The 15,443-nt window shown below is 63.9% G+C and carries 17 protein-coding genes; 2 read left to right on the top strand and 15 right to left on the bottom strand.

Going from position 1 to position 15,443, the window contains the following annotated elements; translation table 11 throughout:
- Together J4F42_19235 and J4F42_19240 are read right to left on the bottom strand one after the other, a co-directional pair.
- A partial coding sequence (locus J4F42_19235) for a 50S ribosome-binding GTPase (GenBank protein ID MCE2487652.1) occupies positions 1–439 on the bottom strand: 439 nt, incomplete at its 3' end.
- Positions 440–453: 14 nt separating this feature from the next.
- A complete protein-coding gene (locus tag J4F42_19240; GenBank protein ID MCE2487653.1) occupies positions 454–696 on the bottom strand; it encodes a ferrous iron transport protein A in 243 nt (80 codons plus the stop codon).
- Positions 697–886: 190 nt separating this feature from the next.
- Between J4F42_19240 and J4F42_19245 the strand changes: the two genes are divergently transcribed.
- Both J4F42_19245 and J4F42_19250 read left to right on the top strand, forming a co-directional pair.
- On the top strand, positions 887–1,711 hold the full coding sequence (locus J4F42_19245; protein ID MCE2487654.1) for a methyltransferase domain-containing protein: 825 nt from the start codon (positions 887–889) through the stop codon (positions 1,709–1,711).
- A 100-nt stretch (positions 1,712–1,811) separates the two neighbouring features.
- Positions 1,812–2,051, top strand: a complete 240-nt coding sequence (locus tag J4F42_19250) for a hypothetical protein (GenBank protein MCE2487655.1) — start codon at positions 1,812–1,814, stop codon at positions 2,049–2,051.
- Between the two features lie 739 nt (positions 2,052–2,790).
- On the opposite strand, the gene J4F42_19255 is transcribed toward J4F42_19250, so the two are convergent.
- The 13 genes from J4F42_19255 to J4F42_19315 form a co-directional block, all read right to left on the bottom strand.
- A complete protein-coding gene (locus J4F42_19255; GenBank protein MCE2487656.1) occupies positions 2,791–3,330 on the bottom strand; it encodes a hypothetical protein in 540 nt (179 codons plus the stop codon).
- Between the two features lie 66 nt (positions 3,331–3,396).
- A complete protein-coding gene (locus tag J4F42_19260) occupies positions 3,397–4,080 on the bottom strand; it encodes a Fe2+-dependent dioxygenase (GenBank protein MCE2487657.1) in 684 nt (227 codons plus the stop codon).
- Positions 4,081–4,083: 3 nt separating this feature from the next.
- Positions 4,084–5,214, bottom strand: coding sequence for an alpha-hydroxy-acid oxidizing protein (locus J4F42_19265; protein ID MCE2487658.1), 1,131 nt, complete (start codon positions 5,212–5,214; stop codon positions 4,084–4,086).
- A 76-nt stretch (positions 5,215–5,290) separates the two neighbouring features.
- Entirely contained in the window at positions 5,291–7,645 is a 2,355-nt protein-coding gene (locus tag J4F42_19270; GenBank protein MCE2487659.1) for a TonB-dependent receptor, read from the bottom strand.
- A 905-nt stretch (positions 7,646–8,550) separates the two neighbouring features.
- Positions 8,551–8,952 carry a biopolymer transporter ExbD gene (locus J4F42_19275; protein ID MCE2487660.1) on the bottom strand — a complete coding sequence of 134 codons (402 nt, stop codon included), beginning with the start codon at positions 8,950–8,952 and terminating at the stop codon, positions 8,551–8,553.
- A 12-nt stretch (positions 8,953–8,964) separates the two neighbouring features.
- Complete coding sequence (locus J4F42_19280) at positions 8,965–9,375, bottom strand: biopolymer transporter ExbD (GenBank protein ID MCE2487661.1); 411 nt, start codon at positions 9,373–9,375, stop codon at positions 8,965–8,967.
- Positions 9,372–10,034 carry a MotA/TolQ/ExbB proton channel family protein gene (locus J4F42_19285; GenBank protein MCE2487662.1) on the bottom strand — a complete coding sequence of 221 codons (663 nt, stop codon included), beginning with the start codon at positions 10,032–10,034 and terminating at the stop codon, positions 9,372–9,374. The genes J4F42_19280 and J4F42_19285 overlap by 4 nt, the downstream gene beginning before the upstream one ends.
- 198 nt (positions 10,035–10,232) lie before the next feature.
- Positions 10,233–10,562, bottom strand: a complete 330-nt coding sequence (locus J4F42_19290; protein MCE2487663.1) for an antibiotic biosynthesis monooxygenase — start codon at positions 10,560–10,562, stop codon at positions 10,233–10,235.
- A gap of 5 nt (positions 10,563–10,567) precedes the next feature.
- On the bottom strand, positions 10,568–11,374 hold the full coding sequence (locus J4F42_19295; GenBank protein MCE2487664.1) for an ABC transporter ATP-binding protein: 807 nt from the start codon (positions 11,372–11,374) through the stop codon (positions 10,568–10,570).
- Positions 11,371–12,468, bottom strand: coding sequence for an iron ABC transporter permease (locus J4F42_19300; protein MCE2487665.1), 1,098 nt, complete (start codon positions 12,466–12,468; stop codon positions 11,371–11,373). The genes J4F42_19295 and J4F42_19300 overlap by 4 nt, the downstream gene beginning before the upstream one ends.
- Positions 12,452–13,396 carry an ABC transporter substrate-binding protein gene (locus tag J4F42_19305; protein MCE2487666.1) on the bottom strand — a complete coding sequence of 315 codons (945 nt, stop codon included), beginning with the start codon at positions 13,394–13,396 and terminating at the stop codon, positions 12,452–12,454. The genes J4F42_19300 and J4F42_19305 overlap by 17 nt, the downstream gene beginning before the upstream one ends.
- 139 nt (positions 13,397–13,535) lie before the next feature.
- Complete coding sequence (locus tag J4F42_19310) at positions 13,536–13,745, bottom strand: hypothetical protein (protein ID MCE2487667.1); 210 nt, start codon at positions 13,743–13,745, stop codon at positions 13,536–13,538.
- 180 nt (positions 13,746–13,925) lie between these two features.
- A partial coding sequence (locus tag J4F42_19315) for a tetratricopeptide repeat protein (GenBank protein MCE2487668.1) occupies positions 13,926–15,443 on the bottom strand: 1,518 nt, incomplete at its 5' end.

Raw genomic sequence — 15,443 nt, forward strand, 5'->3', positions numbered from 1 at the left:
GTCCCTGTTTGTCGGCCAGATCGGTCATGCTCAGGGCAATGACCAGCGGCAGCCCGATATCAATGACCTGGGTCGCCAGGTATAGGTTGCGGTCGAGATTGGTGGCATCGACCACACACACAATCACATCCGGCTGGGCCACGCCTTTGCCGCGACCCAGCAGCACCGACACCGCAATCATTTCATCCGGGGCACGGGCGGCCAGCGAGTAGGTCCCGGGCAGGTCCACCACCAGAAAACGGTCGCGGTCTTCGCGGAATTCTCCCAGCGCGCTTTCCACCGTGACGCCGGGATAGTTGCCGGTATGCTGGCTCAGGCCGGTCAGGGCGTTGAACAGGGTGGTCTTGCCCGTATTGGGGTTGCCGACCACCGCTACCCGGTATTGGCGTCCGGCGCTGACAGGCAGGTCAAGGGAATCAGAGGGGGAGAGGCTGGCCATACAGGACTGTCTTTTTATGCGCTGGGGGTTGGGGAGGCAAGCAGGACGCGGGTAGCTTCTTGACGGCGCAGGGCGAGCTGGAAGCCACGTATGCGGATCTGGATGGGATCGCCTAAGGGCGCAAAGCGGATGACCTGGACCGTTTGGCCTCGGGTAAAGCCGAGTTCGGCCAAGCGGTGGGAGATACCGTCGGTGCCGCTGATGGCGTGAATTTGCCCGGACTCGGAGGGTGCGAGATCCGCCAGGGTCTTTTGCATGCCGCCACAGTAGTGAAATTGACTTTCAATTTCAACTATGGTCTACATATTGTTCATACTGACGGATACCTTCAAGGTCCGCAACTGCATCCATGAGGCCAGAGGACGACGCATCCCAGAGCCCGCGAGGAAGAAATCCTCGCGGGCTTTTTTCATGTCCATCACACGCCAACCGGGCGGAAAGGGACGTATGACCTCGCATGAATCTCAGGAACCTGACACGCTGCCGGGAACAGACCTCGATGTCTCAAAAATGCCCGCCCACTGGCTGCTGGCCCGGCTGGGCAAGCGGGTGCTACGACCGGGCGGGCTGGGTATCACCCGCGCCCTGCTCGACGGTCTGGCCATCGGTGGAGAGGACGCTGTGGTCGAATTCGCCCCCGGCCTTGGCGGCACGGCGCGCATGATCCTGGAGTGCGGCCCGCGCAGCTACACCGGGGTGGAACGCGATACCGAGGCCGCCGAATGGACCCGTCGTCATCTGCCGGATCGCTCACGCATCTCGGTGGTGGTCGGCCAGGCCGAGCGGACCGAGCTGGCGGATGCCTCGGCCTCGGTGGTGCTCGGCGAAGCCATGCTGACCATGAACACCCAGGACCATAAGCAGCGCATCATGACCGAGGCGTTTCGCCTGCTGCGGCCCGGTGGTCGCTACGGCATCCACGAGCTGTGCCTCTTTCCCGACAATATCGCCCCGGCAAACCGCGACGAGATCTACGCCGGCCTGTCCTCAGTGCTGCACGTTGGAGCCCGGCCGCTGCCCAACGCCGAGTGGCGGGGGCTGCTTGAGACTGCGGGCTTTCAAGTCCGGCACGGCGGCTATGCGCCGATGCGTCTGCTGGGGCCGCGCCGCCTTGTCCAGGACGAGGGCGTGTGGGGCGCCCTGAGGCTGGTCAGGAATGTACTTGGTAATACCCCGGCCCGGCGGCGGGTGCTGGCCATGCGCCGGGCTTTTACCCGATACCGGGACCATATCGGCGCCATTTTTCTGGTCGGGCAGAAGCCTGAGGCATGAGCGAGGCATGAGCGGCGCCCGGCCGCTGTCTCGAACTTGGTCAACGCTGGACAGGGGGTGGTGGCCGTGGTAGAGGGGCGCGTAGAGGAGGCTCCTGGCTATGATCCCCGACTCGTGGACCATCATCGGCACCGGGATTGTGATCCTGATCGCGATTGCGACTTCCAACTATCGGCTTCGCAACGAGATCAGAAGCGAGATCAGAGACGTACGCGGCGAGGTCAAAGAGCTGCGCGAGCGGATGACCCGTCTGGAGACGGAGCTGCGCGAGCGGATGGCCAAGGTCGAAGGGCTGCTCGAAGGCTTGCGCGAAGCCATCAGCGGTCGCCACGTTGCCTGAGTCGCAGGTAGCGCCCGGGCTCCCCAAAAACAATTCCCAGATACCGAGGCGATCTTGTAGGGGCTTATTGAGGCGCCCCGGGGAAATCAGGAGGGTGACTCCCCGGGGCAAATGGCAGGAGCACCGATATTCTCCTACCACACTGCTGGTCCGGCTAACGGCCGGTGACCGTAATTTTTGTGTAGTGCGGCCCTTGGATGGTCAGCTGGGCGGTCTTGCTCAGGGTCGCCAGCGTGTTCAACTCCTTGGTTGTCAGTTCCAGCACGACAGTGCCGATCTTGAGATGGACGTGCTTTTCGGGACACGAACGGATGGGTGCGTGCTTTCCAGACGGTGAGCATAGCGAATTCCTCCCGAGTCAGACGGACACTGGAAAAGGATGACCCCCGGGACACGAGGGCGCCCCGGGGGTCAGGGGGGGAACGCCCCCCGGGGCAACAGCAGGAAGGAGGATTCCTACTGAAAAGGGATGCCCCAAGGGCAGGGCAGGGACCCTCGGGGCAACAGCAGGAAGGAGGGGTTCCCGCTGAAAACTGATGTCTGCGGCCGGCCGGCGGCCATGAAAAAGCCCGTGAGGACGCACGCTGTCACCATCCTTTCGGGCTCTAGGCTTACGGCCACTGGCCTCTGTGTGTCATTGAGCGTTTGCTCAGTTGAATTTGATCATCAATTTCAATTACATATTATTCATGGAGCGGTCTGTCAAGAGCCGGGAGCATTTTTTTGCTCAAAACTTTTCCTACATGCCGAAGGCCAGCAGCACGAACAGGGCCAGCCCGCCAAAGCCGGTGACAATGGTTCGTGTCCGCAGGCCGGGGGAAGACAGTCCGAGCCGCAGGCCGCTGAAGACAATGAACAACACGCCGACCGCCAGAATCTTCTGGAAATCCTTGAACAGCAGCGGGCCATGACCCTTGTGGAGTTCGATCAGGCACTTCTGCAAGTCGGGCACGTGGCGTGTGACCTCCAGCGTGTCGTCGGCCAGCGCCATCTCATAGTAGGTCCGCGAGGTCGGACGGGTCAGCAGGCGGCTGCCGCTCTTCCTCACATATTCAAACTCGTACGCGATGCCGAGCTGACGCAGCAGAGCGCGGACGTCAGCCTCAAGAGAGGGGGAGCCCAGGTCGATGACCGTTCCGGCCGGGACGCTCACCGGGGTGCTGGTCAGCGTTCCCTTGATCCCCACCAGATAAAGCCCGCCCGAAATGGCCATCACCAACAGGCAGGGCGCCAAGAACGCCGCCAGGTACAGGTGGAGGTTGATCCACAGGTTTCGCATACAAGACTCCAGGTTTCAGCACTTCTTCATGGGCCGTCAGGCGCTGCTCTCAGCGGCCGGGAGCGGTCAGACTTCGGCCCACATTCTGACCAAGTTGTGGTACACCCCGGTCAGCCGCTGCACTTCCTGATCCGTGCCGCCCCGTTTTCGAGTCAGCGCCTGAATGCTCTGGTCCAGATCAAACAGCAGCGCCCGCCGGTGGTTGTCGCGGACCATGCTTTGTATCCAGACCAGCGCGCATATTCTAATGCCGCGCGTCACCGGAGCGACGCGATGCAGGCTGCCGGACGGGTAGAGGATCATGTCGCCGGCGTCGAGCTTGATCTCTTGTACTCCATAGGTCGTCTCAATGCTGAGTTCTCCGCCGTCGTATTCGTCGGGATGGCTGAGGAAGAGTGTGGCCGACAGGTCGGTTCGCAGAATCCGGTCCGGGTCGCCGGTCGGCATGACGGCGTTGTCTACGTGCGCACCGTAGCGGTGACCGGCACAGTAACGGCTGAACTGTGGGGACAGGATTCTGTGGGGCAGGGCTGCAGACACAAACAGCTGGTGTTGTCCCAAGAGCGTCAGCAGCTGCCGGCGCAGATCTGCCGCCGACTCGGAGCGGTCGTCAAGCTGCTGATTCCGCTTGACGTCGCTGGCCTGTATCCCCGCCGTCCGTTTGCCGTCGAGCCACGGCCCGTGGCCTAGGGTTTCCCGAAAGTGGCGCACGTGGTTCTTGGTCAGAACCGTGTGGAGAGGAATGAGCATGGCCTAGTCGAGTCCGGTCCACGCTTCGCTGGGGTAGAGCGCGTCCATGGTGATATGTGCCAGCGTCGGGCAGCCGGTCAGCGCCATTGTCACTTCCAGTTCCTCCCGTAGGAGGCGCAGCATATGGGCCACACCCAGCGCGCCCGCAACCGCAAGGGCATAGACCTGTGGTCTTCCGACGAGGACCGCGTTGGCGCCCAAGGCCAGCGCCTTGAAGACATCAGTCCCCCGGCGTATGCCGCCGTCGAGCAGGACCAGAAAATCGGGACCCAGCGCCGCCCGTACGGCAGGTAAAGCGCTGATGCTGGCCGGCAGGCCGTCCAGAGTCCGGCCCCCATGGTTCGACACCACTACCCCGGCCAGCCCCATGTCGGCGACGCGCACGGCGTCGGCCGGATGCAGGATGCCTTTCACAATGATGGGCAGGGCAGTCTGCCGCCGCAACCAGACGAGGTCGGCCCAGGTCGGGGCGCTGGCCATCAGCCCCTGAAACACGATGCTGTGCTCGGCCCCCAAGCTGGGCGGACTGGACTGGGGCAGGCCGCCCAGGTTCACCGCCTGGACCTGCTGTGGCAAGGCAAATCCTGCGCGTTGGGCACGGTTGCGTAAGCCGTTGATGGGCGCGTCAACCGTGACGACCAGCGCGGTATAGCCGGCCGCCTCGGCCCGTCGCAACAGCGACAGCGTTCCCTCCCGCGAGTCTTGCACGTACAGCTGGAACCATTTGTTTCCGCTCAGCTCTGCCGCAATGGCCTCCAGCGAGACCGAGGCCATGGTACTGGCGATGAATCCCGCCTGCAGGGCGTCGGCCGCCTGGGCCGTCGCCCGCTCACCGTCGGGATGGACGAGTTTCTGGTAGGCCACGGGGGCCAACAGCACGGGGTGCCGAAACGGCTCGTCGAGCAGACTCAGCGCCGTGGTGCCGCCCGTGCAGTCGCTCAGCACCCGGCTGAACAGCTCTATGCGGTCAAACGCGCGCCGATTGCTGTGCAGGCTGATGTCATCGGCCCCACCCCCGGCGATATACTCGTATACGCTGTGAGGAACGAAATCCTTTGCCAAATGCTCGTAGTCCGAGACGCACGCCAACTCGGGCGGAATGCGTGTGAGCTTGGGCCGCTTGGCAGGCTTCATACGCCTCTCCTGGTCCGGGGAGGCTCGGGGGGGCGCTGCTGAGCCCCCCCGAGCCTCAGACCGGTTTCGACAGACGCTAGAAGCTGTAGGTGAGCGCCAGCTTGGCGTTGCGCGCGTCGCCGATGTACACGAATGAGCCGCTACGGTAGCCGGCCAGATAGTAATCCTCATTGGTGACATTGCCGATGTTCACACGCAGACCGATCTGTTCGGTGATCTTATAGTTGGCAAACAGATCCAGCACCGTATAGCCGGGAACCTTGTAGGAGTACTTGCCGACCTCCGCGTCGTAGCCGGCCGCCGAATCCGGCTGGCCGGTGTACATCTTGCTCTGATAGGTCACGACTGCGCCGACCGACAACGCCGGGAGATAGGGCACCCGGTAGCGGAGTTGGGCGAAGACGCCCTCATTGGCGAAGTTGCTCAGCCGCCTGCCGACGTTGAGTCGAGTGTGCGAATCGCGGACTTCCGATTCCATGATCGCCGCCGCAACGACGAAGCTCAGATCCTCGGTCAGATTCCCGACGACCGAGAATTCCAGCCCTCTGACCCGGTTCTTGCCGGTGTTGAGGGTGCCCAGCGCCTCGTAATCGTCGCCCACGTTTTCCATCACGTCGTCTTTGGTGACCTGGAAGGCTGCGGCCGTCAGCAACAGTTTGTTGTTCAGCAGGTTCCATTTGCTGCCGAGTTCCAGGTTTTCGGTGAACTCGGGTTTGCTGTCCCGGACCTGATTCGGCAGGCCGCAGATCCCGCCGTAGCCACAGTTGCCGCCCAGGTCCGACTCGCCACCACCGTTGATGTTGCTGGACGTGGACCATGAGAAATAGATGTTGCCCCACTCTTTGAAGGCGTAGACCAGCCCGGCGTGGCCGTTCCACAGCAGGTCGGAATAGGTGTAATCGGTGGTTTCGCCACGTCTGACGACGCTATTGCTGTAATCAAAATAGTCGGCGCGCACTCCCAGGAAGGTAGAAAATCCGTAGGCCAGGTCAACCGTGTCCATCAGGTAGACCGACGTGGTTTCGATGGAATAGTCGGAATCGAAGGCGCCCTTGGTGATATCCAGATCCATGAAGCTGTTCAGGTTGCTGGTCAACTGGCCGGGGCTGTCATACATGCAGTAACTGTCGGGGCGGCTGTAGAGCTCGCCTCGCCACACTCCCTCGACATCACAGTTCGGCGTTCCTCCGGGAGTCACATTGTAGCGGCCGTTAAGCACATTGTGTTCCGAGTACTCAAGGCCCAACAGCAAGCCGTGCTGCGTGAACCCCAGCTTGGTGTCCAGGTAGACGTTGATCTGATTGGAAATATAGTCCACCTCCTGCCAGCCATCTTTCTGACTCAACCTGAAGCCAGGGGTATCGGTGCCAGCCAGTTTCCAGAAGAAACTGGTTCCAGTGAGCACATAGCCGTTGTCGGTGAAACCGTAGCGGGTGGCGTTTTCTACCCGGAAATTCTCGCTGAACTCATAGCCGGTGCGGAACGTGAAGGCGTGGACTTCTGACTCCAGAAAGTCGCGCCCCTTTTGCAGGTAGACCGGAATGTTTTTGATCGGGTCGCCGAACTGCTCAATCTGGGTGCCGAGGTCCGGGTCGTCCTTGGCGTCAAGAAAGTAGTAATCAAAGGAAAAGTAGAATTTGTTGTCCGTGGGGTCGTATCTGCCGGACAGGGCCGCGCCACGGCGCAGGCGTTCGGCGGGCGCTCGGTCGGGAACTTCTTCGTCGGCGTACAGCAGGTTGGCGCGCACGGCCAGCTCATCGGTGATGCGTTTGTTCACATCCAGATGGACGCGGTAATACTCGTCGGTGCCCGGACCGCCCTGGAACTTGATGAAGTCATACTCGCTGCTGGCCTGCTTGGTGATGCCGTTGATGGCGCCTCCGGTCGAGCCGCGCCCGGCAAAGGTCGAGCTGGGTCCTTTGGTGATTTCGACCTGCTCCAGGGCGAAGCTCTCGCGAATCGTCATGCCCGGATCGCGCAGGCCGTCCACGAACACATCGCTGCGGGCCTCGTGACCGCGAATGATATAGCGGTCGCCAAAGGCGTTGCCGCCTTCTCCGGTGCCCAGGGTGATGCCCGGCTGGGCGGCGAGTATCTCGCGCAAGTCCGACTTGCCCGAGTCCTCGATCTGGGTCTGGGTCAGCACGCTCATGGTGGCGGGCGTGTCCGCGATCTCCTTGAGGCGGCGCGGATCGCCCGAAATACGCGCCTTATACGGCGCGCCGGGCTCGGCGTAGGGGTTGGTGTCGATTGTCCGGTCCTGGATCTGTACCTTGTCCAACTGGACCTGCTCCTCGTCCTGAGCCTCCTGGGCCGAGGCCGTGCCGCCGAGCATCACCGCCGAAATACTCAGCGCTATGGCGTTGCTGGTCAAGTTGGAGGCGGCCGGCCGTCGAAGTTCGACCGGCTCTTTCAGCTGTGATTGCTTCATGGTTTGCTCCTTTCGCGTTCAGATACTCGACCGGCACGGCGAGATTCAGGCGTTGCTGGGGTATGGACTCCGGCATGGCGGGCAGCGGGCTGGCCCGGTCCAGCATGTCGAGCGCGGCCCGGTCCAACAACGGATAGCCCGAGCTGTGTTGCACGCTGGAGGCGAGCACTGCGCCGCTGCGGTCGATGGTAAATGCGACCACGACGACGCCCTGTTGCTTTCTCTTTTTCACCGCCGCGGGGTAGTCCTTGTACTGGTTCAGCCAGGCGATGAGGGCGCTGAAATAGCTGCTCGGGTCTCCGGCCTGCCCGCCGAATCTCCGGCTGTGTCCTCTGCCGGTCGCACGGGCCGCCGTCCGAAGAGCGGATTGCTGGTCGGTCCGGGGCGCCTCGGTCGTGCCGGGCGTCCGCGCCGGTTCTCGCTTGGGCGCGGGTTGCGGCGGCCTCTCGGCCAAGGACTCTTCAGCCGAGGATTCTTCGGCCGGAGGCGGCGGCGCCTCGACGGGCGGATCTTCGACCTCGGTAGGCTGTTCAGCCTGGACGACAGCCCGCTCGGGCTCGGGCACGACTACCGGTTCGATTGTGGCCATGCGGGATTCGACGGGGGGAGGCGGTGTTGCAGCTGGCTCTGGATTTGGCGCTTCCTCGGGGACATCTTCCTGGGCTGTGTCTGTCTGTCCGAGGTCTGGTTCCGGCGCAGGGGTGTCGGCGTGTGTCTCGGTCAGCTCTGCGTACGAACCCATGCTGCCCAAGCCGATCTCAAGGCCGCCCTCACCCACATATTGAGCGCCGCTCGGTGCGATGCGCTCGGGAGCCAGGGCGATGTAGGCGTAGGCGCCGGCAAGATGAATGGATGCGGCCATGACGAGTGCAAAGAACCAGTGTGACTTGCCCATGGGTCGCCCCTTACGCGGTGTCGGCATTGAGGCTGTACAGGGTCACGGTCGTTATCCCCTGAGCCCGCAGGACATCGAGCACGCCGTCGAGCGATCCGGCTGTCACGTCTCTGTCTGCTTGCAACACAATCGTCTGGGTGTCCTCAGACATGGCGGCTTGCAGTGCGGTTCCCAGGGCGTCGGGCCCGATCTGTTCGCCGTTCAGCCACAAGTGGGTATCGAGCGCCAGGATGATTTTGTGCTGCTCAATCGGCTTGGCGCTGTCGGAGACGGGCAGTTGAATCTCAGGCGCTTGGGTGTTGGCCAGCTGTCCGGCGATCAGGAAAAAGATCAGCAGCAGCAGGACGATGTTGATCAGCGGGATCATGTTGAGATCCCGGCTGGGACGCGGTTTGGCCAGGGTGTCGAACATATGCGCTCCGCTTCAGTTTTGCGTGTCCCGCTCCAGGCTTTTACCCAGCGAAACGCCGCCGCTGCCGGCCGCCTGGAGTTGCTCGAAGACGGAGATGATGGTTTGCAGCCGGGTCTCGGCCTCGGGAAACACCACCACCGGTCTGGTCGCATCGAGTCTGCCGCCCTGCCGGGGACCGTCAGGTGGCGGTACAGGAAACGGCTGACCGTTCAACGACAGCGCACCGTTTTCGTGCAGAATCATGGTCTGGGGCTGCTGCGAGCTGAGTTCGGGGCCGGCGACCGGGAAGTGGAAATCGACCGCTTTCCAGCGGCTGAAGGTCGAGGTCAGCATGAAGAACATCAGCAGAATGAACACCACGTCGATCAGCGCCGTCAGACTGACCGCTCTTCGCCGCGCAGCATACAGCGGTGTGGTATTCATCCGACCTGTTTCTCCCGGTAGTCGGGCCGCTGGCCCGAGCGTTCGGCCTCCAGGGTAAAAATTCGCTCCAGGCCGTCGAGCATGGCCGCAGCTTCGACTTCGACTTTGCGTTCCAGCCAACTGTTGGTGATGGAGACGGGGATGGCGATGCTGAGACCGACCGCAGTGGTCAGCAGGGCCTGCCAGATGCCGCCCGACAGCACGGCCGGGTTCACCTGCGTTCCTGCGGCCTGCATGGCCTGAAACGCCTCGATCATGCCCAGCACGGTGCCCAACAGTCCCAGCAACGGGGCCAGAGCGGCGATCACCTCCAGGATGCGGAGATAACTGCTGAGCGTAGCCGCCGCCCCGCGCGCCAGGCGCAGGGCTTCGTTTTTGAGCCCCTCAAGGCCGAGCACGCCGTTGTCAAGCAGGCGCAGGGTCTGGCTGATGACATGAGCCCGATGGTTGGGCTGACCCTGGAGCAGAATGACGGCCTGCGAGCGTTCCCCTTTTTCCAGATGCGCCAGAGCCTGCTCGACCACTCCCTTGGGCCGAGGGCGTTGCAGCCACCATTGCCACAGTTTCACCAGAATGACGGTCAGCGCGACCAGCGATAGGACGGCCAGGAGCCCGACCACCGGGCCGCCGAGACTCAGGAATTTCGTGACATCAAGCATGGGTCCTCACCAGGCGCAACAAAAAAAGCCCGCAAGGAAACGGTGTTTCACCGTCCTTACGGGCTCTAGGCTTAGGGCCGCTGGCCTAATTGACGTGTGTCGGTTTCAACCTGATCGCTCAGGTCAACTTTTTAATTGAATTTGATTTTCAATTTCAGTATAGTTTTTTCTTCAGGCCGTCAAGCACCCGGAGCCGACCTAGGGATTCTCTGGGCTGAGGGACACGCCGCTCTCCTGGATAACTTTGTGGATTTCCAAGACGTTACTGCCGGCAAACATGTCGGCCGGCGGGCGCCTGGAGTGGGCCTGGCGAAAGGAGTCGCTTTTGGTCCAGCGTTCAAAGTCGGCCTGACTGCGCCAGTAGGTTTTGACCAGATAGTAGTCGCCCTTGATGGGCCGCAGGATTTCGTTGCGGATAAAGCCGGGTTCCGTATCAATCAGGCCGGCCCGGCTGCGAAAACGTTCCTCAAAGTCGGCTTCATGACCCTTGGCCACCGGGATGCGATTCGTCACAACAACCATGCTCATACGGCTTACCTCCTCTGGGATGTGGTGTGTAAGGGATACAGGATCGGAGCGCTGATGCCCGGCACACGGGCAAAGCTCATGCTGACGCCGAACACCTCGGCGCACAGTTCCGGGGTCAAGACCTGCTGGGGAGGACCGTGGGCGGCGATGCTCCCCTCGGACAGGACGATCACACGCTGACTGAAGCGGGCGGCAAGGTTCAGATCGTGCAGGGCCATGAAGACGGTCACGCCCCTGTCGCGGTTGAGTTGGCCGACCAACTCCAGGATATCCAGCTGATGGGTGATGTCCAAATAGGTCATGGGTTCGTCGAGCAGCAAGACCTGGGGCTCTTGGGCGATGGCCATGGCCAGCCACACCCGCTGACGCTCGCCGCCCGACAGCTGGGTCACCGGCCGGTGGCGGAGCGGAGCCAGGCCGGTGCGGGCCAGGGCGCGTTCCACGGCCTGGCGGTGACGGCCGGGGCGCATTAGAAAAAACGTGTCCCGGTGTGGAAACCGCCCCTGCGCCACCAGTTCCTCGACCGTGAAGCCGACCGGAGCCTGGGCGCCCTGGGCCGCAAAGGCGAGCCTGCGGGCGATGTCCCGGGAAGACAGGCTGCGTAGCGCCTTGCCCCACAGCGCGATGTCGCCCTGCTGGCTGGGGATCAGGCCGATGAGCGCCTTGAGCAGGGTTGATTTGCCCGAGCCGTTCGGGCCCAGCAGGGACACGATCTCTCCGGCCCGGATGGACAGCGACACGTCGTGCAGGACCGTTCGCCGGCCATAGCCGGCGTACAGCCCACTGGCCGCCAGCAGCGCCGTATCGGTCATAGTCCTCTCCGCAGTATCCACAGGAAATACGGCGCTCCCAGCAGGGCCAGCAGCAGGCCGACCGGAATCTCAAGCGGGGCAAACAGGGTGCGCGCGCTGAGGTCGGCCGTTACTACCAGCCCGGCCCCGACCAGAGCTGCGGTGGGCAGCAGAAAGCGGTGATCGGCGCCGACCAGGAGCCGACACATATGGGGCACGACCAGCCCGACAAATCCGATCAGCCCGGCCACGCTGACCACGCCGGCGGCCAGCCCGGCGGCCAGGGCCGACAGTCCCAGCCGGGTCAGGGTCACCGGCAGCCCCAGGGCTGCGGCCTGCTCTTCGCCGAGCAGCAGCAGGTTCAGCTGACGGGCGCAAAAAAAGACCGGCAGGCCTGCGGCGCAGGCATACGGCCACAGCAGGCCGACCTGGGGCCAGCTGCGGCCGCTCAGCGTGCCGGCCAGCCACGGCAGCACGGCCGGCACCCGTTCGCTGTACAACAGCATCAGCAGCGACATGAGCGAGGCCAGGGCGGTGTTGAGCGCCACCCCGGCCAGAATGACCCGCAGCGGAAAGACCGTGCCGTCTTTCCAGGCAATACCATAGATGAGCAGCGCCATCCCCAGCCCGCCGAGCGTGGCCCCGAGCGGCAGCCAGCCGGTCATATGCGGAAAGAGAATCAGCAGGATGACGGCGACCAGCCCGCCGCCGGCCGAGACCCCGATGATCCCTGGGTCGGCCAGGGGGTTGCGCAGGATGGCCTGGAGCACGGTCCCGGCCAGGGCCAGGCTGCTGCCGATCAACATGGCCAGGATCAAACGCGGCAGACGCAGGGTCCAGACGATGGTCGTGCCGACCGTGGTCTCGGCCGCGACGGACTGTGGGGAACCGAACAGGGCCGTCCAGACTTCTCCACCCGACACCGTGACGCTGCCCTGGCTCAGCGACAGCAGGCTCACCCCGGCCAGCGCCACGCCGCTTATGAGCAGGACGGCCAGCCGGGTCGTGGTTCGCGGATCGTCGGGCCGTGGCGTAGCCGGCTCAATCGCCCGGGCCGACTCGGCCGCCGGCCGGTCCTCGGCGGTCGCTGAAGCCGCCCTAGGGCTGGCGCTCATGTAAGACCTCGCTCAGCAGGCGAACGGCCTGGGGAAAGTTCAGCCCCGGGTCGGCCGAAAACAGGGTCGCCGGCATGACGTGAACCCGGCCGCGCTGGACGGCGCTGAGTTCCTGCCAGGCCGGATGGCTGCCGAGTTCGGCGCTGAGGGCGGTGGTCACCGCCTGGGGATCGCCGTGGCTCAGCACGCAGATCACCTCCGGTTTGGTGACCAGCAGTTCCTCAAGACTGAGGGGCAGAAACCCCAGCTCATAGCCCGGGTCGTGTTGGTAGGCGGAGACAATGTCGGCGGCCAGGTTTTGTCCTCCGGCCAGCCGCAGCAGGTCGCCGGCATACGTCCACGGGGCGATGACCAGAAAGGCCTGGGTCGTTCCGAACAGGAAGATCGTCGGCCGCGGCGTGGCGGGCAGGCCGCTCCGCACCTCGTCCAGCTCCTGGCGCAAGTCTTGGCCGAGGGCTGTGGCCTGCTCGGGGCGGCCGAGCAGCGTCCCGATGTCGCGGATGACCTGGACGACCTCGTCCACAGTGCGGGCCTGCGACAGGTACTGGGTGGCCTGCACCACCTGGAGGCGTTGGGCGACATCGCCGTGGGCCTGGGCCGGGGCAATAATCAGATCCGGACGGGCGGCCAGGATGGCCTCAAGGTTCGGCGCGACCGCATTGCCCACCGCAGGCAGCGACTGGAGTTCGGCGGGCAGGGATATGCCGGTCAGGCTGGGGCGCCCGACCAGCCTGCCGCCCAGGGCCTGGACGATATCCAGGCTGCCCTGACTCAGCGCGATCACGCGTTCGGCCGGTCGAGCCAGGCTGATGTGACGGCCCGCCCCATCCCGGACCGAGATCGGAGAGTCGGCGGCCACGGTTGGGCGTAAAACCAATCCCAGGGCCAGGGCAAGCAGGAGTTCGAACCAGAAGAATCGACTCAGCATAGCGGACCATCTTTGCACGGCGGGCAATCCGGGGAAAGCGGGACATCTGACGCCAGCAGCCTATCCGCCAGCGATGGCAACACCTCGTAGCGATGTCCCGCTTTCCCTTCCCCTCCCGTCTGGACGGGGGAGAGCTGTGTCAGTGGCCGACCTCGGACACCGACCCGGAGGCCGGGTCAGGGAAGGCTATCTCCTGGTTTGCGGTGTCGGTCAGCTTGGCTAAGGTGAAGAATTCTTCCTGAGTCATTTTGATGATCGCCCGTCCGACCACCAGATGAATACAGCCTTCCGAACACTGGGAGATGCTGATCTGCTGGTCTCGTGACTGCCAAAAGCCTGGTTTGTTCATGGGCTTCTCCTTTCTTGTCAGTGCAATCGTGACGATGAGTGGGTAGGGTTGGTCCCGGTGCCCGAACCAAGTCGGGACGCTTCGGCGGCTGGCCTGGAGACGACAGCGCCCAGACCAGACCCAAGACCATGCTGAGTTCGGACACCAGCAGGGACCACTGGCCACAATCGAGGGTCTTGTTCATGAGCGATCCTCCTGGCCTGCGTCGGTCCGTCGAGACAGCTGCCGCGCAGAGCGCAGGGCGTCTTGCAGGCCGGGATAGGCCGGTGCTCGGCCGGCAATGGTCTGGAACTCGGCCAGGGCACGCTGGGGCTGATCCTCGGCCAACAGGGTCTGGGCCAGTACAAAGCGGCCGGCCAGGGAGCCGGGGCTGAGACTCAGCACCCGGAAAACCATGTCCTGGGCTTCGCGGTAGCGTCCTTGCTCGACCAGGTCTGCCGCAGACGCCAGCCAGGTATCGCGCATGTGGTGGGCGGCAAAGGCGTCTTTGGGATTGAGGCGGTAGGCCCGCCGGTAGTGCTCGTGGGCGGCCGTGGTATGTCCCTGGTGGAGCAGCGTCAGGCCGGCCAGGGCCAGGCTGCGGGCCTGGTAGGCGCGCTCAAGCCGCCGCCGGGCGCGTGGGTCCAGATTCGTGACCGGGGGCGGCTGTCGATAGTCCAGCAGCTGGCTCAGCGACGCCACCGCCAACTCGTTTTCCGTATACAGCTGATCGAACGGGAGCGGGCTGCGGTACTCGATCCAGCCGTTATCCTCGGTGTTGAACGGTGCGCCTGCGGTCCAGTCTGCCAGCCGGTCCGGCCCACACACAAACGCGGTCAGGAAATCGACCGGGCTGGTACGGCTTAGCTCGGGGTGTTGGGCCAGCGCCCGGGCATACGCCTGCTGGAGCGTGGCAAAATCAATTGGATGGGCGGACTCGGAGCCGACCAGGGCGCCATAGCCACCGACCAGCCACAGCGAGGTGTGGGGAAACACGTGCTGGAAGGTCCGGGCAATGACCTGGAAGGCCCGGGGAGTGAGCTGATTCAGAGACAGCCATTGGACGACGAGGCCCTTGGGCGCGAGACGCTGGCGCAGACGTGTGTAATGCTCCAGCGTGTACAAACTGCCCGTTCCGGCCCGGTAGGGGAAAAACAGGTCTTGGACAATCACGTCATAGGTCTGGCGGTCGGTCCGAAAAAAGCGGCCTCCGTCGGCCTGGACCAGCCGGACCTTGGGCGCGCTCAGCACGGCCCGACTGCTCCGCGCAAACAGACGGGCGGCTTCAATCACGCCCGGTGAAATTTCGATGACCGTAACGGTCGCCACCCGGTCCAGCAGACTCGCCGCCAGGCTGGCTCCGGTGCCCAGACCGACCACGGCCAGACGGTGCGGCGCCGGGTGCAGCAACAGCGGCAGATAGCCCTGTTGGCGGGCGATAAAGATATCGTCCGGCGCGTCCGCTCCCTCCCGGCGCAAGCGGTTGGCCAGGAGAGAACGGACGCCGCTTGACGCATCCTCTACCACCTCCACCACACCCCTCCCATCTTCCCGGTGGTAGAGGACCTCCTGGTCGCCACGGGCCAGGAGTTGTCGAAATGTCAGATCGGCCGGTAGGGCGTAGGCCAGGGCCAGGAGCAGCCCGGCCGCCGCGCCGACGAGACGTGTCGGCCGCCGGGTCCGCTTATGGACCAACACCAGCGTGCCGGCGGTCGCGTT

The sequence above is a fragment of the Desulfurellaceae bacterium genome (assembly GCA_021296095.1).
Taxonomy (GTDB): domain Bacteria; phylum Desulfobacterota; class Binatia; order Bin18; family Bin18; genus JAAXHF01.